The organism is Methanolobus tindarius DSM 2278 (genome assembly GCF_000504205.1).
In the GTDB taxonomy this organism is placed as follows: Archaea; Halobacteriota; Methanosarcinia; order Methanosarcinales; family Methanosarcinaceae; genus Methanolobus; species Methanolobus tindarius.
In genome coordinates, this window is record NZ_AZAJ01000001.1 from 596,561 (window position 1) to 616,894 (window position 20,334).

The 20,334-nt window shown below is 40.3% G+C and carries 18 protein-coding genes; 12 read left to right on the forward strand and 6 right to left on the reverse strand.

Annotation, left to right across the window (positions count from 1 at the left end; translation table 11 throughout):
- Positions 1-4: 4 nt before the first annotated feature.
- From METTI_RS02725 to METTI_RS02740, 4 genes are all read right to left on the reverse strand, one after another.
- Positions 5-451 (reverse strand): hypothetical protein, encoded by a 447-nt coding sequence (locus METTI_RS02725; protein WP_023844283.1) that lies wholly within the window; start codon positions 449-451, stop codon positions 5-7.
- A 99-nt stretch (positions 452-550) separates the two neighbouring features.
- A complete protein-coding gene (locus tag METTI_RS02730) occupies positions 551-1,150 on the reverse strand; it encodes a sarcinarray family MAST domain-containing protein (RefSeq protein ID WP_023844284.1) in 600 nt (199 codons plus the stop codon).
- A 31-nt stretch (positions 1,151-1,181) separates the two neighbouring features.
- The gene (locus METTI_RS02735; RefSeq protein WP_023844285.1) at positions 1,182-1,787 is read right to left on the reverse strand and encodes a sarcinarray family MAST domain-containing protein; all 606 of its coding nucleotides are present in this window, start codon (positions 1,785-1,787) and stop codon (positions 1,182-1,184) included.
- Between the two features lie 9 nt (positions 1,788-1,796).
- Entirely contained in the window at positions 1,797-5,843 is a 4,047-nt protein-coding gene (locus METTI_RS02740; protein ID WP_023844286.1) for a DUF7286 family protein, read from the reverse strand.
- Positions 5,844-6,197: 354 nt separating this feature from the next.
- Between METTI_RS02740 and hisS the strand changes: the two genes are divergently transcribed.
- The 12 genes from hisS (at position 6,198) to METTI_RS02800 (ending at position 18,309) form a co-directional block, all read left to right on the forward strand.
- Complete coding sequence (gene hisS / locus METTI_RS02745) at positions 6,198-7,433, forward strand: histidine--tRNA ligase (protein WP_023844287.1); 1,236 nt, start codon at positions 6,198-6,200, stop codon at positions 7,431-7,433.
- Complete coding sequence (locus METTI_RS02750; RefSeq protein ID WP_023844288.1) at positions 7,430-7,921, forward strand: hypothetical protein; 492 nt, start codon at positions 7,430-7,432, stop codon at positions 7,919-7,921. Before hisS ends, METTI_RS02750 begins: the two co-directional genes overlap by 4 nt.
- Positions 7,921-8,550, forward strand: a complete 630-nt coding sequence (locus METTI_RS02755) for a hypothetical protein (protein WP_023844289.1) — start codon at positions 7,921-7,923, stop codon at positions 8,548-8,550. The genes METTI_RS02750 and METTI_RS02755 overlap by 1 nt, the downstream gene beginning before the upstream one ends.
- Entirely contained in the window at positions 8,519-9,031 is a 513-nt protein-coding gene (locus METTI_RS02760) for a hypothetical protein (RefSeq protein WP_023844290.1), read from the forward strand. The genes METTI_RS02755 and METTI_RS02760 overlap by 32 nt, the downstream gene beginning before the upstream one ends.
- Before the next feature lie 39 nt (positions 9,032-9,070).
- Positions 9,071-10,246 carry a DUF7284 family protein gene (locus METTI_RS02765; RefSeq protein ID WP_023844291.1) on the forward strand — a complete coding sequence of 392 codons (1,176 nt, stop codon included), beginning with the start codon at positions 9,071-9,073 and terminating at the stop codon, positions 10,244-10,246.
- 225 nt (positions 10,247-10,471) lie between these two features.
- Positions 10,472-10,930 (forward strand): 30S ribosomal protein S15, encoded by a 459-nt coding sequence (locus METTI_RS02770; protein WP_023844292.1) that lies wholly within the window; start codon positions 10,472-10,474, stop codon positions 10,928-10,930.
- Between the two features lie 183 nt (positions 10,931-11,113).
- A complete protein-coding gene (glmU, locus tag METTI_RS02775) occupies positions 11,114-12,328 on the forward strand; it encodes a bifunctional sugar-1-phosphate nucleotidylyltransferase/acetyltransferase (protein ID WP_023844293.1) in 1,215 nt (404 codons plus the stop codon).
- 15 nt (positions 12,329-12,343) lie between these two features.
- Positions 12,344-14,173, forward strand: a complete 1,830-nt coding sequence (gene glmS, locus METTI_RS02780; RefSeq protein WP_023844294.1) for a glutamine--fructose-6-phosphate transaminase (isomerizing) — start codon at positions 12,344-12,346, stop codon at positions 14,171-14,173.
- Positions 14,174-14,200: 27 nt separating this feature from the next.
- Positions 14,201-15,502: a phosphoglucosamine mutase gene (glmM, locus tag METTI_RS02785; protein ID WP_023844295.1), complete on the forward strand. Its 1,302-nt coding sequence runs from the start codon at positions 14,201-14,203 to the stop codon at positions 15,500-15,502.
- Positions 15,499-16,707 (forward strand): bifunctional sugar-1-phosphate nucleotidylyltransferase/acetyltransferase, encoded by a 1,209-nt coding sequence (gene glmU, locus METTI_RS02790; protein ID WP_023844296.1) that lies wholly within the window; start codon positions 15,499-15,501, stop codon positions 16,705-16,707. Before glmM ends, glmU (METTI_RS02790) begins: the two co-directional genes overlap by 4 nt.
- A gap of 31 nt (positions 16,708-16,738) precedes the next feature.
- A complete protein-coding gene (locus METTI_RS02795) occupies positions 16,739-18,079 on the forward strand; it encodes a single-stranded-DNA-specific exonuclease RecJ (RefSeq protein WP_023844297.1) in 1,341 nt (446 codons plus the stop codon).
- The gene (locus METTI_RS02800) at positions 18,076-18,309 is read left to right on the forward strand and encodes a KEOPS complex subunit Pcc1 (protein WP_023844298.1); all 234 of its coding nucleotides are present in this window, start codon (positions 18,076-18,078) and stop codon (positions 18,307-18,309) included. The genes METTI_RS02795 and METTI_RS02800 overlap by 4 nt, the downstream gene beginning before the upstream one ends.
- 295 nt (positions 18,310-18,604) lie before the next feature.
- Here the strand turns inward: METTI_RS02800 and METTI_RS02805 are convergent, their stop codons facing one another.
- Positions 18,605-19,180, reverse strand: coding sequence for a uracil-DNA glycosylase (locus METTI_RS02805; protein WP_023844299.1), 576 nt, complete (start codon positions 19,178-19,180; stop codon positions 18,605-18,607).
- 33 nt (positions 19,181-19,213) lie between these two features.
- Positions 19,214-20,143 (reverse strand): ketopantoate reductase family protein, encoded by a 930-nt coding sequence (locus METTI_RS02810; RefSeq protein WP_023844300.1) that lies wholly within the window; start codon positions 20,141-20,143, stop codon positions 19,214-19,216.
- Between the last annotated feature and the right edge of the window lie 191 nt (positions 20,144-20,334).

Genomic DNA, 20,334 nt, shown 5'->3' on the forward strand with positions numbered 1-20,334 from the left:
GAAATCAGCTTACTTCTATCGATTTTAAACTTGGTTTTTCCCAATCACTGAATCTGTGTATCCTTATTGAAATGATTTTAACTTCGCCCGGACCTAATTCACCATTCATGGAAGCTTCATAATGCCGAAAAGTTGACATGTCATCATCAAAAGATATATCCGCAGAAATCTTGTTGATGTAAATCCCTGATGTTTCAGTATTTTCAAGTGTGACCAATATCCTGTCAACTGCAATTTTCCATTCTGTTACCTGAATCCCATCAGGAACTATAATAGTCTCTCCAGAATCTCCATAATGTTCTTCAATGGAAAATGAATCCACATCGGCGTCTTCAAGAGTTTCTATCAGTTCCTCTGTCTCGACACCATTTTCCGTGCAACCAGACAGAAAAACAGCTACCAATATTACAATAGTTACTTTGGGTGCAACCACCCATTTTTGTTCCAGCATTCAACCACCACAAACAATTGAAGTGGTATTGTTTATAAATATAACTCATATGAAATTAAGCTCAGAACAATACCATGAAAAGTAGATTCTAATCAGAATCTACTTTCTTTTGTAAATAGCTACCACTGTCAACACAAATACAGCATATAATGCAGTGAACGCAGGAGTTGACGGAGAGTTGCTTTCATTCCCTGAGTTTGATGTTGACTCAGTTGCAGACTCTGGACCATCGTAGTACTCTTCGGATATTGTGACGTAGGCGGCGGTGAATTCACCTCTTGTAATTGTTTTTCTAGTATCCAAATCAATCATTTGGTAGTAAAAGTTAATAGGGGCACTACCACCAGCCCATTCTTCGTTTGGAGCAACAGTCCATTCAAAAAACCTTGTTTCATTTTCCTCTATGGTTCCATGAGTAGCAGAACCTAAACTTGATGTGGGTCCCTCAATTATGTCAAAGTCACTATTACCTATAGATGTTAGCATAGCTGAGAGAGAATTCTTTTTATAGCACGTTACTTCAAATTTAAGAGAAAAAGGCTCACCTATTCTTAGGACAGGTTTGGGCGTTGAAGCACCCGGATATAACTGATCATTATAATACACATCAATTTTTAGATTAGAACTTTCTGAAGAGGCAGGAAGTGAAAACAATAACAATAAACAGATAGCACACACAACAACCGACTTTAATTTCATACAACATCCTTTCGTTTTTGATTAAACTTATCTAGCTCAACCTTTTTCCACATAGTATTGCCATAACAAATCCTAAAACAACACATAATGCTGTAAATGCAGGAGTTGAAGGAGAACTGCTTTTACTTTCAGATTCAGACGTTGAATCTTCTGTGGATTCTGAACCATCGTAGTACTCTTCTGAGATTGTAACGTAGGCCGCGGTGAATTCGCCACTTGCAATAGTTCTAGGCTTTTCTAAATCCATCATTTGATAATAAAAATTGATAGGTGCACTACCTCCTGCCCATGCTTCATTTGGGGCAACAGTCCACTCAATAATCCATGTTTCATTCACTTCAACTATTTTATCTGTATAAGATCCTAGCTTGGAAGTGGGCCCTTCAATTATGTCAAAATCATTATCTCCAATAGACCATAGCATTACTGACAATTCATTTCTTTTGTAACATGTAACTTCAAATCTCAGCTGGAAGGGTTCTCCTATCTTCAATAGTGGTTTTGGAGTAGAAGAACCTGAATACAATTGATCATCATAATATACATCAATCTTCAGATTAGAGCTTTCCGATGAAGCTGGTGCTATAAACATTAATAAAAAACATATCAAGCCTATAATAACTAGCTTATAATTCATTTTAGTCCCTCAAAATTGTAATTCAAACTCATCATAATAAATTGATTTTTCATCTCTTTCTCCTACCTTATCACCAACACCTTTTGAACCTGGTCCTACAACTGTTGCTGCGTAGCCTGAAAAATTGAACTCAATCAACTGATTACTACCGAGATAAATATATCCACCTTTTTCATCTCTTTTAGTAGGATGGGCAATCCTTTCATTTTTCCTAACGTAAACTTGCGCATCGTGTCCAAAATATGAATTAAAAATGCACTCGTTGTCATTATCAATAACTTCAAACTCTTGATAAACACCTTTCACATCATATTCCCACACATTCACAGTACACACCCAATTAGGTGGAATCACCGGCAGGCCACATGGAACATATTTCATGGACTTTTCGAGCCTCTTTTCAATCTGTTCGGCAAGTTTACCGGTAAGCTTCTCACCGGATTCATCCAGTTTGTTTTGTAACTCATTGTTGATGTTTTCAAAACACTGATCTATTGTTTCCTGGCAGAGTTCAATTGACTTGCAGACGCCTTCTGAGATTCCTATACGCAGATCGGCTTCAAGACGATAAAGAACCGCATCCATTTCATCGGAATTTATGGATGGATTGTCATTTTGTATTTTCAGGCTGATGCGATATAAAATTTCATCCTGTAAAGTGTTTTCTGAAGCCATATCCACGATTTCCTCATCGGAAAGTGAGTCAAGATATGCTTCTGTAATTATGAGAACATCCTCTTCGCTTATCCAGGTGCTTAGAACAGGATCTCCGGAAATCTCATCAGCAATAGTTCCGGGAATTTGTCCCCTGATGCTATCGCTATATTCATCCATCATTTTACTGCGGTTTTGTTCTATGAGAGTGGTATCCGTTGAGACTCCATTCATGACAAGCTCCGTACTGTTGCTTGCAAGATCTGTAAGCAGGGAATCTATTTCTGCATTAGCGTCTGAAATACTCTGGCTCATGGATTGGGATATCATGTCTTTAAGTGGTTCAGATGCACCTGAAAGCATTTCAGCAATATCATCACCTATGCCTGTGGAGAAAACACACACATTTCTGACAGCCAGCGGATAAACTTCTTTTCCGGTTCCATCATCCCATTTATACTGGCTCTGGAGATCGAAATTCGGATCATGGTAAAGATAATCAGGATACTGATCTACAACAAGAGTCATATTCTCAGTCCAGTTATACTTGCTGTTTGGCATTCCCACAACTTCAATTGTTTCAATAATACCCATTTCAGCAGCAAGAGCAGTTGAAGCTTTATCCATAGCAGGATTGTTAAAGAGAACGTCAGTGGATATTTTATTTTGTACAAGATCAAGGAGAGAATGACCCTGTTCTTTCTCAAAAGAGTCATTGATATACTCATTAAAAGACTCCTCTGTGTCTTTGTTCCGCTCCTTTAGCTCCCTGAGTAAGCGGTCATAAGCTTCATTCTTTGAGATTGCACGACATGCATCACTGCTTGTACTAAATTCCCCTGATTCCATATATTGAGATTCTTCAATGAAAGAATCTCTTTTGGAGGAAGCTCTCATTTCAGCAGCGAGGTCTAGTGAAGCCTCCTGTATCAATGTTGTTGGATTTTTACCAAGATTATCACCAAGCAAGTACACTTCCCTCGCAGGATTATCAGTATTTATGGCATCGAACATGCTTTCCATTTCCTGACTCATGTTCTTATGAAGCCACAAAGGAATATCGCAATAGACTTTTTCATCGGAAAGAGAAGTTCCGTCACTATAGGTATTGTAACCTTTTTCAATCTCGTACAAATCAACATACTTATCACGATACTTATCTGCAGCATCGCTGCAGCCGGGATCATATTGCTTAACTCCATTGACAATGAAAGTTGTATTCCTGTAATCGTTGGAACTTCCGGAGTCGTAGATTGAATCTTCTCCAACATACCCACCTGAAGGAAGATACTGATGATACACGATGCTTATGTATTCGGTTTCTGTTTGTTCATGAGGAACAGAAATCCCGTCTGTAATAATATAATTTTTTAATGAACTGGAAGAATCACCATCATAATGATGCCTCCCTGCTGTAGGACTATAGGTAGTGAATGACCAGTGATATGAATAATAGATATTCCACTGTGTTTCAACTTTAAACCTAACATTGTAGGTAATCCTCCAGTCAAAAGAATGATTTTCATGGGATAGATAACCATCTGTCCTTTTAAGATCCACTAAATTATCGTTGCCCAGGTAATTGTAAGTTACATCCACATTTTCACAAACGACATTTGTAGAGACATGCTGTACATTTACATTGTTGAAATACCATTTATGAGAAGAAGCATCAACACTTACTTTATGATTCAAGTCGAAGACATCACTAAAACTGTAATCAGGAGAAAGAGCACACGTATGTGAAACGGATATAGGATGATGACTGGTCCAGGTAATTGCTTTGTCTAATTTTGATTCTCCAGTATCATATGAAACGGAATCAAATGTTGTTGTACCGCTCAATAAACCGTAAGGTGCAGACGTATCAAATCCATCCCTGAAAACCTGACCCTGTACTGTACCACTATACACTTCATGTGTCACATCATGCAACAGATCAGGATATGCATTGCTCCATACATCATCATTGTAAACCCAGTTACTGTATACCTCATTGGTAAAATTGGAAACAGAAACAATAATTTTGGAATTGTCTGCAACATCTTCCATTGTTGTGTTGGCCTCTTTCATGGATTGGTTAACACCCTGTTCAACACTTATATTGAAAGTTCCATCATCTGAAAGCCTGTCGTATGTTGTGCTGATATTCTTCCCGGAATCTTCTTCATATGAACTCGTACCTTTTTTGACATCTTCGTAGAGCACTTTCCCATTATAATATGTCGTGTAGGTCAGCGCCCAAGGATCCACAGAGTCAAACACACGCTTCTGTGTATAAAGAGTTCCGGAATTCACTGAAGCAGATAAAGATGGACCGGTTACGATATTCAACGGACCGTTCAGATAATGTTGCCACGGGCCATAAATAAAACTCCTGATATTTGTAGCTCCAAGCACAATGTCCGATGTAATCCCGTCATTTAGCTCATTTTTATACTCGTTCACCAGTTCTTCAAGTAAAGGCTCCCTTGAGGTGATAAGTGCAGTCACATTCATAGAACCACTTGTTGTACTATTGTCTGCAAGGTTTACCAGAGTATAATTGAGATTTTCAACTGTCATTGTATAGTATATTGGATAGCCTAGATCATCCGCAGGGGAACGACTGATTTCTCTTTTGAGTGTACCGTTGATTGTATCAATCCTTATCTGCCGGGGAGAAACATCTGGATCAATATTGATGGCATAATTGTTGAAAGTGTGCTGGTTTTCCTGATATGATGTACTGAGGTATTCGTTGAAATACTCCAATGTGATGTCTTTCAGTGGACTGCTGCCCACATAGAGCCAGTCTAGCGCTTTCTCCTCACCATCGTACTCAAGCACAAGATATGCGTATCCATATTCCGCATTAACAGGAATAATCAGTTCTTCTCCAAATTCTGAACATGTCCAGAATGAATGAGTTTCATCATAGGATATGGACTGGTAAACTGTCCCGGAATCACTTTTAAGGATAAGAGTTCTTGTTTTCCCGGAAAACAGGCATGATATTGCTTCAAGTACATTAGAAGGAAGAGTGACACTTACCGTTATATTGTCCCCTGGTTCGGTATTCCTGTTATCCGGCTCTACGGAAAAACCATCAGAATCCATTGGTTCGTAAGTAAGATCTTCAGGCTTTATGACCGGATGTTCTCCCTGCCATGCAAGAGCTTCCATGCCTGCATAATTAAGGCAACGTGCAAGGTCAGAGGAAGCAAATTCAACTGCGGTCTTTTCCATATCTGTAGTATCCGTATTGTGTATCACTTCAGCAAGTGCATAATCTGTCTTTGTCAGGCATATCGATGCAATTACTGCAAAAAGCAGAATGAATATACCGATCACCACAAACGGGATATAAGCCCGGGTGTCCTGGCTAAAGCTACGTTTTTCGTTTTTGGGATCGGATATCATAGACTTACCTTTTTTCAGCTTTTTGAGCTGGACATTGCAGGTAAGAAGAATATTTAAACTTTATGATTTTATTCTATTTTAATTTAAAGTTTATAATTAGATATCAATATTCGTTTATATGTAACATAAATAAAACATCAAAAATCCAGCCATAAAGGAATTTGTTCAGACATACGGGAACTAATCGAAACTATAAAATATACTACATTTATACTAGCAGACATAATTTAACTGGAAGTTGTAATTTTCCATTCAGCTTTCTCAGCACTTATTAAGCAATAGTTGCTTACAGCATTCAGACAATTACATTCAAAATTTGATATTTACAATTCACACTTATCAGGTTGACACAAAATGAAGATCACAAAGCCAAGAGGAACACGTGATTTCCTCCCGGAAGACACGAGAAAAAGAAGATATGTAGAAGGCATACTGCGCCAGGTAGTCAAGAACTGGGGATTCAGTGAAATTATCACACCTACATTCGAAAACCTGGAACTCTTTACCCTAAAATCAGGTGAAGGTGTTATTGGAGAACTTTACAACTTCACTGACAAAGGTGACAGGGAAATGACACTTCGTCCTGAACTTACTGCACCTGTAATGAGAATGTATGTCAACGAGATGCAGGCACAGCAACAGCCTTTGAAGTTATTCTATTTCGAGAACTGTTTCAGGTATGAGAGACCACAAAAAGGACGCTTCAGAGAGTTCTGGCAATTCGGTGTAGAGCTCATTGGCAGCAGAAGGATGGACGCAGATGCAGAAGTAATTGCACTTGCAACCGAGATGCTCAAGTCTGTTGGTATCAAAGGTGACCTGAACGTAAACAATCTTGGAGTTATCAGGCACCTTCTCAGTGTTCTTGAAACCGAGAACCAGAGCAAAATAATGAGACTTGTTGACAAAAAAGATTATGAAGGACTTGACAACTTCCTTGAGGAGATTAACGCTCCTGTTGACCTTCGCCAGAAACTTATCGAACTTATCTCACTCACTGGCAATGATGCAATTACAAAAGCAAGAGATATTCTTGGAGACCTGCCAGAGATAGATGATTTTCAGGAACTTCTTACTATGCTGGATGCCTACGGTGTGCAATACACAATAAACTTTGGAATTGCCAGAGGACTTGATTATTACACAGGAACTGTTTTTGAGATTTACGCAGAAGGTCTCGGTGCCCAGAATCAGGTCTGTGGTGGCGGTTCATACCAGCTTATCCAACTCTTTGGTGGTGGTGACGTACCATCGACCGGTTTTGGCCTTGGTTTTGACAGGATAATGGAAGTCTGTGAGCTTGAAGCACCTGATGATGTGCCAGTTGTGATAATCGCAAAGGAAAGCACACGTCTTGATGCAATAAAGGCATCCAATGAACTCAGGAAACACATGCCAGTTTACAATGACTTGATGAAGAGAAACTTCAAAGCTCAATTATCATATGCAAACAATATTAGCGCAAAACATGTAATAATAATCGGTGAAAAAGAAGTTGAAGCCGGAAAGGTCATGTTAAAGGACATGATAAGCGGTGATCAGGAACTTCTGAGTATCGATGAAGTTATTGAAAAGCTCACAAACAAATGAATAACTTTTCTGAAACTTTCCTGAAAAATGAGAGGGCTGCAGATGCCCTCCCCATGAGAATGGTTGTTGCTGTCATAGCAATAGGAGCATTGCTAATCCTGATGACAGGAGCAGTTTCTTCACTGATTGAAAGTGAAGAAACATACATTACAAGAACAATCATTTCTGAAATAGAATCAAATGCAGAACAAATGTCAGCTAAAGGAGCAGGCAGCATTGTCACGCTTGATGTGAATGTTCCTTCAGGTGTGGAGATAATATTTGGGGTAATCCCTGAAAATCAAAATTCTTGGCCTTCAGATGCTGAGAACTATTATTTTGAAATAAATGGAAAGCAGACAATAGGAGAATCATCTGCATCCTATTCTAATAAGACATTAAATGGCTATTTTATTCTCAGTCCCGGACCACATGTATTGACTCTTGAAAGTGTCCGCGATCAAAATGGAAAAATTTTTATCATACTTTGTGATAAGTCGCAGCCATAATGAAAAAACGAAAAGAAGTTGGCATTGGTCATCTGATGACAGATGAATCTGCCTGGGCAGACTTACTGCTCTCAAAAACGGCACTAATCCTGGCTACTGTAATAATATTAATGGCAGTTTATAGTCTTGCTGGCAGTTCTGCAGAGATTGCCAGAAAGGATGAAGTGGAAACCATAGCCACAAAAATTGCTTCAAATATAGATTTGGCAGGATCATCCCGTTCAGGTAATTCTCTTAACTGCATGACATTTGATCCTGAAAGCTCTGAGATGCAATTAAGCAAAATAAGCGACCTGAACATATCCATTAGTAGTGAGTATATATTCTGCACACTCAAAGAGAAAGGAAAGGACATTTCAGCCGCCAGGCAGCTAAGTTACAGGACACTTCCCTTTAGTCACGATAAACTCCGTGATATGTTATCTGTGAGGTTCGGAGCAAATGGCAACATCAGCCAGCCTATAAGCTCTGTTTTCCCATACGCAGATGTAACTGATTTTCTTGATAAAAAAGGAACTGATGAACTCTATCTGAACATGAGTAAGGAACTTTGTATTCAGGAAACAACAATATATGTTAGAAACGGAGGCGAGGTGAATGGACTTGAATATGTCCTCGTTTACCAGTGATGAGAACGCACTTCTGGAACCGAATAATGATATCATAGCCACAGCTCTTGTTGTTATTGGCTTTGTTGTGTTTGCAGCTATCCTTTCAAAGACATTTATAGCATTCAATGATAACTCTCATGCACTTGAGAATTACGAACAGGCTGCAATGATAGCAAAGGACATTGCATCTTATCCATCACTTCAGGGAAGCAGGCAGGAGCTTATCTCTGCAGACACACTGGACATTCTGTCAAACCCTTCCCAAGACCCGAATGCACACTACATGTTTTTCCACAGATTCTCATCTAACCTTGACTTCTATGTAGAAGTACAAACAGATGACGGAAACTATCATTGGATAATTAGCAATAGAAATAACTCTTTGAATAGAAGGGATGTCACCGCTGCATCAGTTCCTGTAGTAATTGAACTTGGAAGTAATGCGCGCTGTGAACCAGGATCAATAACTGTGAAAATTATGCAGAATGGATGGAGTTGAGGGGAAGTCCTGAAAGTAAAACTAAAAACGGTGATATAAATGATATTTGTAGAAGATGACAGGGCCTTTTCATCCAGCATAGACGCTATTTTGTTCCTGGTGCTGGTATCTGTTTCTGCAGTAATACTTTTTCCTTCCATTGCAGCTGATGAGCAATATCGCTCTGCATCCTATTCTTCTGCACAGGACATGGATAATCGACTCATGAACACAATTATGAGCAGTACTGTAGAAGAATTTCAATATACAGTGAAACCTGCAGAACTTGCTGGAATTGAAGTTAATTTATCGGAAGATTCCATCCTTGAAAATGCAGAAGAAACACTGTTTGCAAAAGAACAGCAGCATCGAACCTTTTCTGACCTGGTGGCAGAAGGCCTTGCACTAAGTCTGGTGATGGAAAATAATGGTACTGAAAAACCACTAAATCCCATGACAAAGATGCAGAGTATTGAAACAGAAAATGCTATTGAAGAGCATCTTGAAAAGACAATAGGGCAAAGATATAACTACAGGTTTGAAGCACACTGGCAACCTGTTTCAGGATACAATATACACAGTGATATTATATTGGGCGAAACAGCTCCTGTGGATGCTGTAAAACAGAAGGCAAGAATATCGTTACCTGTTACATATACTGTAACCAGAGATGAAATTTATTTTCCTTTCAATGAGAGCAGCATCTATTCTGCTGTAAACTCACCAAATCCCGACAAAGAACTTCGTGATATGTTCAATTCAAGTATTGAAATAGCTTCCACAGGAGCTTCTGATATAATCACTGACATTGTATTCCCATATGAATACCTGTCATCACTTAATGGTACTGAAATATCTGTAGACAGCGAACAGCTTGCATGCATTGCGGGACCAGACAATGCAAATTACAGCAGTCCAATAATCAAAAGTGCACTTGGTTGCATGAACTACACTGTAAACGACCTTTACGGGCTTAATATTGAACTGACACCTGAAGAACAAAGTATCAGTCTGGACTTTGTGGATACGGTACATGACCTTATCAAAGATACGAATACTAACCTGATATCAGAGTATATATTTGAGGTTCAGAGTAATGAAATCAATCGGACTGTTGCACTTATGTGCAATGAATCAGATAACAGCAGCAGGATTGAACTCGCAGATATGCAGCTCTCGAAAGTATACAGGACGGCAAATACTGGTGGCGCAGATATTATAATCATGATCTGGTGAAGTAAATTTCATATTGAAAGTCGTATGCCATCAATCATAACATATATATTAGATGATTGACTTCATAGGTAGCACTTCGCCAATCACATTAACATTTTATCGAACTGACTCCCAAGTTCAAGGGTTCGATAAGGATCAAAACATCAATTCTATATTGAATCCTATCTAAATTCAATATAGACCTATTAAATCAAAACTCAAATTACAATTATCAGGAGGAAGATAATGGCAAAAATGCACACCCGTAGGAAAGGAAACTCCGGACCTACAAGACCACTTCGCACAGAAGTACCTTCATGGTCAACAATGACCGATGAAGAAATAACAACCGTGGTTACTGATCTCTGGAAGCAGGGAATCAGCACAAGCGAGATCGGAATGATCCTCAGGGACAAGTATGGTGTACCTGATGTTAAGCTTGCAACCGGTAAGAAGATCACAAAGATCCTTAAGGACAATGGTGAGAAGTTCCCTGTACCTGAAGATCTCTATAACCTTATCGTAAAGGCAATCGGAATGAGAAAGCACATGAGCTACAACCACAAGGATGTACACAACAAGCGTGCTCTCCAGAACACCGAGTCCAAAATAAGAAGATTGGTTAAATACTACCAGTCTGCAAAGGTTCTTCCAGTTGACTGGAAATACAAGCCAGAAACAGCTGAGATGCTCATCACTAGATAAGCAAGTTCAGATTCAATAATACATTCTTGTTTGGCCGATTGGTCAAACAAACTTTCTCTTTTTAATCAGTTTTTCATTCCAGCGATAGTTTCATACATAAGCTCATCCGTGAGGAGAAATCTATAGTTATCTAAAACACTTATAAAGGTAACTTATAAATTGTTTTAAAGAGCATTATATGCCATGAAAGCTGTCATACTTGCAGCCGGTGAAGGAAAAAGATGCCGGCCTCTCACGCTCACAAGATCAAAAGTAATGCTTCCGGTGGCAAACAAACCAATCCTTGAACATATTATCAACGCTCTTGTAAAGAATGACATAAAAGAGATCATCCTTGTTGTCGGTTACAAGAAAGAGCGTATCATGGATTATTTTGAAGACGGAATAAATTTTGGTGTGAAAATAGAGTACGTAGAACAAAAAGCGCAGATAGGAACAGCACATGCAATTCTTCAGGCACGTAATCTGATAGGAAATGAGGAAAAGTTTGTTGTCGTGAATGGAGACAATATAATCGGACCTGATGCCATTGCAGATCTGATTAATGGAGAAGAGGGGGACGCAACACTACTCACCTGCAAAAAGGACAATGTCAGTGGTTATGGAGTAATAGTTGCCAAAGGAAAAAATGTTATTGAGATTATCGAAAAGCCAAAGACGCTCATAAGTCATCTTATTAACACTGGTATTTATCTTTTCAAAAAAGATATCTTCGAAATGATAGAAAGGACAGCCGTATCAACAACCGGCGAATATGCAATTACAGATACCCTTCAAATGATGATCGACGAAGGAATACCTGTGACGACAGCAATAACAAATGCAGAGTGGCTTGATGCAGCTTATTCATGGAACCTGCTTGAGGCAAACACAATTATTCTCGGAGACTTTGAAACTGACCTTTCAAAAGCAAAAATAGAAGATTGCGTCAGCATAAAAGGAAGTGTTTCTGTTGGAAGAAACACAACCATCAGGGCAGGATCATATATTGTGGGACCTGTGGTTATTGGTGACAACTGCGATATTGGTCCAAATGTTGTAATTTTACCTTCGACAAGTGTTGGGAACAATGTATCTATTGCTTCATTCTCATATATCAAAAACAGTATACTAATGAACGATACCAGGGTAAGCACACACAGCAACATATCGAATTCTGTTGTAGGAAGCAATGTTACAACAGGTCCTAACTTCATCACAGAAGAAGGTGAAGAACTTCACATTATTCTTGGAAATGAGCTTCATGAAGCTGAAAAGCTTGGAACTGTTATTGGAGATGACACTGATATTGGTGGGAATGTACTTGTACGCGCCGGAAAGATGGTTTCATCTAACTGTCGCATCAGTTCCGGAAAAACGATTTCAGAGGATGTACCAACAAATGCACTTTTAAAGTAGACAGAGGTGAGAAAAATGTGCGGAATAGTTGGATATATCGGGAATGAGCAGGCAGTACCCATATTGCTTGAATCACTTAAGATGCTGGAATACAGAGGATACGACTCAGCCGGTGTAACTGTTTTCAATGAAAAACTTGAGACATATAAGATAGCAGGCAGAATAAAGGATCTTGAAGGAGTAATCCCTGAAAACGTATCAGGAAATGTGGGAATCGGACATACAAGATGGGCCACACACGGAAAACCGGAAACAAGAAATGCCCACCCTCATAATTCATCAGATATATCAGTTGTTCACAACGGCATAATTGAGAATTATCTGGAACTCAAGGAAAGGCTGATAGAGCAGGGATATGAGTTCAAGTCAGACACCGACACAGAGGTTATTGCACATCTTTTACATTTCAACATGAGCTGTGATAGCGAAATGTGCCTTCTGGACGGACTGGCTAAAACCATAAAGGAACTTGACGGGTCATATGCCATTGCTGCACTTTGCAATAATGAACCTGGAATAATTGCCTTTGCCAGAAAGGACAGCCCACTTGTAATCGGAATTGGAAATGGAAGCCACTATGCAGCATCTGATGTTACAGCGTTTTTGAAGTATACAAAAGAAGTCATTTTCATAAATGATAATGAAATTGGTCTTCTAAGACCAGATTCAATTGAGATATATGATCTTGAAGGAAACTCAGTTTCAAGAGACACAGAAACAATCGAATGGGACCTTGAAGCTGCAGAGAAGGCAGGTTACGAACACTTCATGCTCAAAGAGATTCACGAACAGCCAACTTCCATACAAAACACATTTGCAGGTAAGCTTTCTGAACTTGAAGGAACTGTTACGCTTGAAGAAATATATCTTAAACCCGAGGAGGTTAAAAGGCTCAGAAGGGCTACTATAATAGCCTGTGGAACTTCATGGAATGCCGGCATTCTCGGAAAATACCTTTTTGAGAAACTTGCAGGCCTGCATACTGATGTTGAAACTGCATCAGAGTTCAGGTACAGTAATCCGGTCCTTTGCGGAGAGGAACTTACAATTGCAATCACCCAGTCCGGTGAAACAGCTGATACCCTTGCAGCAGTCAGGAGTTCAGCATCTTATGGATGTCGAAGTATCGCAATTACAAATGTAGTTGGGAGTACAATCACAAGGGAATCGGACAGTGTGCTCTATACCAGAGCCGGGCCCGAGATTGGTGTGGCAGCAACAAAGACATTCACAGCCCAGCTTATGGCACTTTATATGCTTGCCATAAACCTTGGGAGAACAAGAGGAGTTATCAGTGCCAACGAGGCAAAAGACCTTATTGTCGGTATAAAGAAGCTCCCCGGCCAGATACAGAAAGTTCTCAGCAGGAAGAATACGATTAACGAATGTGCTGTGCAGTTTGCAGATAAGAGAGATTACTTCTTCATTGGTCGTTACCTGAATTTCCCTGTAGCTCTGGAAGGTGCATTGAAGCTAAAGGAAATATCATACATACACGCTGAAGGTTATGCAGCAGGTGAACTTAAACATGGTCCACTGGCTTTAATCACAGATGAGACCCCGGTTGTGGCAATAGCCACAAAAGGACACACCTACGAGAAGATACTGAGTAATATCAAGGAAGTAAAAGCACGTAATGCGACAGTCATTGCAGTAGCAGATGACGATGATACAGAAATTGAAAAGTATGTGGATGAAGTGATACGCGTGCCACCTGCACATGAACTACTGTCACCTGTACTCTCATCAGTAGCATTGCAGTTGCTTTCATATTATACAGCACTTGCAAAGGACTGTTCCATTGACAAGCCAAGGAACCTTGCAAAGAGTGTGACCGTAGAATAATCATTTTATTTTTAGAGAGGATAGCAAATGAAGTTATTTGGTTCTTCAGGTATCCGCGGACTTGCAAATGTAGAAGTTACCGTAGACCTGGCACTGAAAGTTGGAATGGCTCTTGGAAAATCAAAAAAGAATGCTGTTATCGGCAGGGATCCAAGGGTAGCAGGAGAGATGATTGAGCTTGCAGTAATCTCCGGTCTGATGTCTGCAGGTTGTGATGTTACAAGGGTTGGTCTTGTGACAACTCCTACACTTGCATATGCAGCAAGAAATTATGATTGCGGTGTAATGATAACCGCATCGCACAACCCTGCAACAGATGTTGGAATCAAGTTATGGAATCCTGATGGGATGGCATTTGATTCATCCCAGCAGGAAGAGATAGAGAATATTATCGAAAAAGAAGATTTTATTTATGTTCCCTGGAATATGGTGGGTGAAATCACCACATACGGAAATGCTGTAAGGGACCACATGGATATGATACTTAGCCACTCCACAGGTGCACCGATTCGTGTTGTAATTGATTGTGGAGGCGGTGCAGGAGGTACAATAACACCTTTCCTTTTACGTAAAATGGGATGCGAGGTTATCACACTTAATTCCCAGCTTGACGGACATTTCCCTGCACGTAACCCCGAACCAAAAGAAGATAATCTCTGGATGCTGAAAAAAGCAGTAAAGGAATTCGATGCAGCCCTTGGTATCGCTCATGATGGTGATGCTGACAGAATGATGGCTGTTGATGAAAATGGTGACTTCCTTTCCGGTGATGAGATGCTTGCAATCTTTGCACGCTTTGAGTGTAAAGGGAACCCCATGATTGTGGTTCCTGTTGATACATCAATGATAGTTGATGATTCCATGCCCGGTTCCACTGTTGTTCACACAAGGGTTGGAGACGTTTATGTTGCCGAGGAAATGAAGAAACTAAAAGCTGATTTTGGAGGGGAGCCTTCAGGAAGCTGGATTTTCCCAAGGATTTCCTATTGTCCGGATGGAATTTATGCAGGAGCTCTGCTTGTTGATATAGTGAAAGAGAAGAAACTCTCAGAACTGCGGGATGAGCTTCCAAAGTATCCGACACTCAGAAGTACGGTTGCATGTGCCAATGATAAAAAGGCGGCTGTAATGCAGGCTGTCAGTTCAAAACTTGAAAGCATGGGTGAAGTTTCCAGCATAGATGGTATCAGGGTTGATATGGAAGGTGGCTGGGTGCTTGTCAGGCCATCGGGAACCGAGGCAAAGATAAGGGTCACAGCAGAAGCCAGACAGGATGTTGAAAAGCTGCATGCTAAGGTTGAGAATATAGTAAAGGAGTGCCTCAAATGAAAGTAGTGATTCTGGCTGCCGGTGAAGGCACACGTATGAGACCTCTCACTGCATCAAAACCAAAAGTGATGCTTCCAATCGCTAACAAGCCAATGATGGAACATACCATCAATGCGGCAATCGAGGCAGGAGTAAAAGAGTTCCTTATCGTTACAGGCTATCGTGAAGATGCTATTAAGGATTATTTCAAAGATGGCAGCCACCTTGGAATCAGTGTTGAATACGTGCGCCAGGAAGAGCAGCTTGGAACGGCAAACGCCATTGGTTGTGCAAAGGGTTTTGTGAATGGTCATTTTATTGTTCTTAACGGTGACATGCTTGTCAGCACAGAACATATCGCTCATCTTGTATCAAGGACAGAAGATGCTATTATCAGTGTTAAGAAAGTGGAAAATCCTTCTCAGTTCGGAGTAATTGAAACCGACGAGGATAAAGTAACACGGATTATTGAGAAACCTAAAAACCCGCCTACAAATCTTGCAAATGCAGGAATATACCTTTTCCATGAAGCTATTTTCGATTACATTGATAAAACCGGAAAATCATCAAGAGGAGAATATGAAATTACAGATTCCCTGCAGATGATGATAGATGATGGTCTTAATGTTGGTTACGAACTTCTGGAAACCGAGTGGATCGATATTGGCAGGCCATGGGATATTCTGGATGCCAACAAAGTTCTGCTTGAGAATATCGATAATACCTGTGAAGGAACAGTCGAACCCTATGCAACTCTCCATGGTAATGTGAAGGTTGGTAAAAACACAATTATCAGAAACGGTGCATACATCATGGGTCCTGTAATTATAGGCGATGATTGCGATATTGGGCCAAACTGCTTTATCAGAGCTTCAACTGCAATTGGTAATGATGTCCGTATTGGAAATGCAGTTGAGATAAAGAACACTGTAATTATGGATGGTACAAATGTCGGCCACCTTAGTTATGTAGGTGACAGTGTCATAGGAACTAACTGTAATTTCGGTGCCGGGACAAAGGTTGCGAATCTAAGGCATGATAATAAGAATGTGAAATCGGTTATCAAAGGCGAGGTTGTTGACACCGGAAGAAGAAAACTTGGTGTTATCATGGGTGATGATGTACACACAGGCATCAATTCCAGTATCAATATCGGGACTGTAATGGAAGCCGGAAGTTCAACCATGCCTGGTGAAGTCCTGATGTACAGAAGAAAGACTAATTAAGGCTCGTTGCCATCTTTATTCGGAGATTCGGATGAACTTAAATATCGAGATGCAAAAACTCAAAGAACTGGCACGTGAAGCGGCAGATGTAATTGAAAAATACGAGCACGTACGTGTGATTTCCCATAATGATGCCGATGGGCTGACATCAGCCGGTATTATCTGCCAAGCTCTTTTAAGACAGGATATCCGTTTTCATACATCCATTGTGCCACGTCTCGATAAGTCTGTAGTTGAAATGGTAAAGGAGACTACAGCAGATGATGACCTTGTGATTTTCTGTGATATGGGTAGCGGTCAGTCAGATATAATCTCCGAAATAAAACAGGATATTGTTGTACTTGACCACCACGTTCCTGTGGGTGAATCTCCTGCTAAAGTACTGGTAAACCCGCATATTGTGGGAATAGACGGTGCTATGCATATATCTGGATCAGGAGTCACTTTTTTTGTGGCAATGGAGATGGAACCTGCAAATGTTGACCTTTCAGGACTTGCCATTGCAGGTGCTGTGGGTGATAAGCAGATTTTCAGCACCCTTAACGGCCACATTCTTGAAGAGGCTGTGAATGCTGAAGTTGTTTCAATCAAAAAAGGACTGAAAATCGGTGATGGAGAAATTGCTAAAGTGCTTGAATACACGCCTGAACCTTATCTTGATATAACCGGTGACAGTGAGAAGATAGCTGAGTTCTTGGATTTCCTTGGAATTGAGGGAAATATCGAAGACCTTAATCCTGACCAGACAAAAGCACTCACTTCAGCCGTTGCATTAAAACTTGCAAAGAATGCAAGTCCTGAAGCTGTGGATGCTGCAATCGGTGATGTTTACATATTGAATAATGAGATTGTTTCCAATGTTTACGACCTTGTTGCAATTCTCAATACCTGTGGCAAGGCTGAAAAATATGGCATGGGACTTTCCATATGCCTGAAAGATAAAACCCATCTGGAAGAAGCAAGGGACATGGCAATCTCTCACCAGATATCCATTGTGGAGAATATCAAAAAAGGCATGGATATGGTCAAAGAAGGAAAAAGTATCGGTTACCTGATAGGCACCGACATGGAGTCTACAGGCATGATTGCCAGTACTTTTGTCAGGTATGTAAATCCCGATATGCCTTTTGTTGCTGTAAACCAGGTTGATGAGCTTGTAAAAGTTTCCGCAAGGGGCACCCGTGCACTTGTGGAAAAAGGACTTGACCTCTCATTTGCACTCCGTGAGGCTGCAAATTCAGTTGGTGGCGAAGGCGGTGGACACAATGTTGCATCCGGTGCATCAATTCCACCGGGAACTGCTGAGCAGTTCATTGCTAAGGTTGACGAGATAGTTGCAGAACAACTCCCAAAGCAGGAGCAGACTGAATGAAAATTACTACAACTATTGAATTCAAAGATGAAGGTGCCATGCAGGTAGCTAAGAGAATTGCAAATTCACTGGCTCCTGATAACCTGACAAATATGCATACTGAAATCAAGAAGGACAGTGTGTGCATTCATATTTCAACAGAAAAGATAACTTCACTTATAGCCACTGTTGATGATTTAATGATGAATGCAAAGCTTGCAGAAGAAATAGCTGAAGACCTTGAAGAGTGAGCTTCCTTTCTCTTTTTTGGCTCTGTAGAAATTGTGCCATTAAAACTTAAAGGCGGGTTGTAAACTAATTAATCGTAAATTATGAATAACTTGTTTGATCCCGAAGGGTCTGGCGAAGCCGGCGTTTTCCCACAATAAAAAACAAAATAATCTGCAAACATTTGAATTTTCTTCTTATGAGTTCTCTAGAATTCTTGTATGAATACAATCATCTTTTGATTATCTTCCGCGCAGCGGATTCGCAATGTGCTGTCACTCAGATTAACAGGATTCCCCAAGAGCTTTTTTTGTCTTTTTATTCCAATTCCCACAGATGCCTGTTATTATCAATGAGCGTATTCTGTTCCTCAATCCTTGAACGCTGGTAAATGAGTGCTGCAGGATGATATATTTTCAGAAGAGTATATTTTCCATCCACTGCTTTTGGAACTCCCCATTCCAGCTTATCACCATCACAAAATGCCTTTTCTGCTGTGTTTCCCAGCAGAATAATAACTTTAGGATTTAGCAATTGAATTTGTGCTTCAAGAAATGGTTTGCAGGCTTTGATTTCACTTTTAAGAGGATTGCGGTTTTTTGGAGGGCGGCATTTGATAGTGTTTATAACAGCATATTCATCGCCTGAAAGTCCCATGTACTCGATCATGCCGTCAAGGTTCTTGCCTGCCCTTCCGCAGAATGGGACACCGGTTTCATCTTCATTCTTTCCGGGTGCCTCACCAACAAAAACAACACTCGGAGTTCTGGAACCTTTACTGATTACCTTGTTGGTTACAGTTTCATGAAGCTGACAGTCTTTGCATTCAAGTATTTCTTTTTCAACAGCCTCAAATCCCTGTTCCACAAGTTTACTTACTGACCTGACTGCCATATAATCACTGTTCCGACCTTAGTTTTCAATCTTTTATGTTTTTTGCAGTTTTTCTGCCTGCAATGCTTCCATGAAGCGTATCTGCTCTGAAATAAACGTATTGTATGGTGCATCAATTCCGAGTTTCTTTGCCCTTGAGACTATTGCACCGTTGAGGAAATCAATCTCGGTCTTCCTGCCGGAAGTGATATCCTGATACATGGATGAATGGTGCTCTGCAGTATTCGGGAGCTGGAAATCATGGAGGAAAGCAAGATATTCTTCTGCTGTTTTCCATGGAAGAACAACACCTTCGGCTTCAGTGACCTTGAAAGCCTCATGAACAATGTTTTCGATAATAGTCCATGCGTGTGAGTTTTCAAGCTTACCGTATGGAACTCCCATGACCGCACCAAGGGGATTGAGGGCTGAATTGTACAGGACTTTTGACCAGACAGAACTCATGATATTCTCTGAACCGCTAACCTGAATGCCTGCACTCTTTACCAGTTCTACTAGCCGAATTACACTTTCATCGAGTCCTGAAGGAAATCTTCCTAGATTCATTGGTCCGGTTTCCACAGACACATGTATCTGTGCATCTCCTGCCCATTCAAAACCGGTGATTATGGTGCCTCCGATTACCTTATCGGTGTATCTGGCAATAATCTCCTCGTTGCCAATACCATTCTGCATGCTGATAACTTCCCTGCCTTTAATGACATCTGCAAACTGCTCACAGATAGATTCAGTTGCAGTGGACTTCGAGGAAATGAAAATATAATCGTAATCATCTTCACGGGCATCTTCTGAACAGCTGAATTTACAGGTAGTTTCACCCCAGATGCCTGTCATCTTAAAACCGTCGGAGTTTATTTTGTCAGCATGTCTCTGGCGGCATACTGCATGTACATCACAAACAGAAGATAATTTTGCAGCAAGGGTAAGACCCACTGCTCCTGCACCTAATATCAGGACTTTCATAGAGCACCTCTTTTTTGCCTTAGATGTTTTTTTCCGTTAAAAGAATAACTCTTGGAGAGGAACCAATTAAGAGAAGCTCTTAATTAGCAAAAGATACATCTTGCATAAAGTAGCCTGAGGGCTGCAAATCAATAATCATAATTCACAAAAAGCAGTTATAGCTGCTTTATTTTCCCAATCGCAATCATACA

Bases quoted from the DNA above. Each gene is read 5' to 3' on its own strand.
- hisS (WP_023844287.1), top strand. From the start codon at position 6,198: ATGAAGATCACAAAGCCAAGAGGAACACGTGATTTCCTCCCGGAAGAC.
- METTI_RS02810 (WP_023844300.1), bottom strand. From the start codon at position 20,143: ATGAAAGTCCTGATATTAGGTGCAGGAGCAGTGGGTCTTACCCTTGCT.
- glmU (WP_023844293.1), top strand. From the start codon at position 11,114: ATGAAAGCTGTCATACTTGCAGCCGGTGAAGGAAAAAGATGCCGGCCT.
- METTI_RS02765 (WP_023844291.1), top strand. From the start codon at position 9,071: ATGATATTTGTAGAAGATGACAGGGCCTTTTCATCCAGCATAGACGCT.
- METTI_RS02800 (WP_023844298.1), top strand. From the start codon at position 18,076: ATGAAAATTACTACAACTATTGAATTCAAAGATGAAGGTGCCATGCAG.
- METTI_RS02755 (WP_023844289.1), top strand. From the start codon at position 7,921: ATGAAAAAACGAAAAGAAGTTGGCATTGGTCATCTGATGACAGATGAA.
- glmS (WP_023844294.1), top strand. From the start codon at position 12,344: ATGTGCGGAATAGTTGGATATATCGGGAATGAGCAGGCAGTACCCATA.
- METTI_RS02725 (WP_023844283.1), bottom strand. From the start codon at position 451: ATGCTGGAACAAAAATGGGTGGTTGCACCCAAAGTAACTATTGTAATA.
- METTI_RS02750 (WP_023844288.1), top strand. From the start codon at position 7,430: ATGAATAACTTTTCTGAAACTTTCCTGAAAAATGAGAGGGCTGCAGAT.
- METTI_RS02735 (WP_023844285.1), bottom strand. From the start codon at position 1,787: ATGAATTATAAGCTAGTTATTATAGGCTTGATATGTTTTTTATTAATG.
- glmU (WP_023844296.1), top strand. From the start codon at position 15,499: ATGAAAGTAGTGATTCTGGCTGCCGGTGAAGGCACACGTATGAGACCT.
- METTI_RS02740 (WP_023844286.1), bottom strand. From the start codon at position 5,843: ATGATATCCGATCCCAAAAACGAAAAACGTAGCTTTAGCCAGGACACC.
- METTI_RS02760 (WP_023844290.1), top strand. From the start codon at position 8,519: ATGGACTTGAATATGTCCTCGTTTACCAGTGATGAGAACGCACTTCTG.
- METTI_RS02795 (WP_023844297.1), top strand. From the start codon at position 16,739: ATGAACTTAAATATCGAGATGCAAAAACTCAAAGAACTGGCACGTGAA.
- METTI_RS02805 (WP_023844299.1), bottom strand. From the start codon at position 19,180: ATGGCAGTCAGGTCAGTAAGTAAACTTGTGGAACAGGGATTTGAGGCT.
- METTI_RS02770 (WP_023844292.1), top strand. From the start codon at position 10,472: ATGGCAAAAATGCACACCCGTAGGAAAGGAAACTCCGGACCTACAAGA.
- METTI_RS02730 (WP_023844284.1), bottom strand. From the start codon at position 1,150: ATGAAATTAAAGTCGGTTGTTGTGTGTGCTATCTGTTTATTGTTATTG.
- glmM (WP_023844295.1), top strand. From the start codon at position 14,201: ATGAAGTTATTTGGTTCTTCAGGTATCCGCGGACTTGCAAATGTAGAA.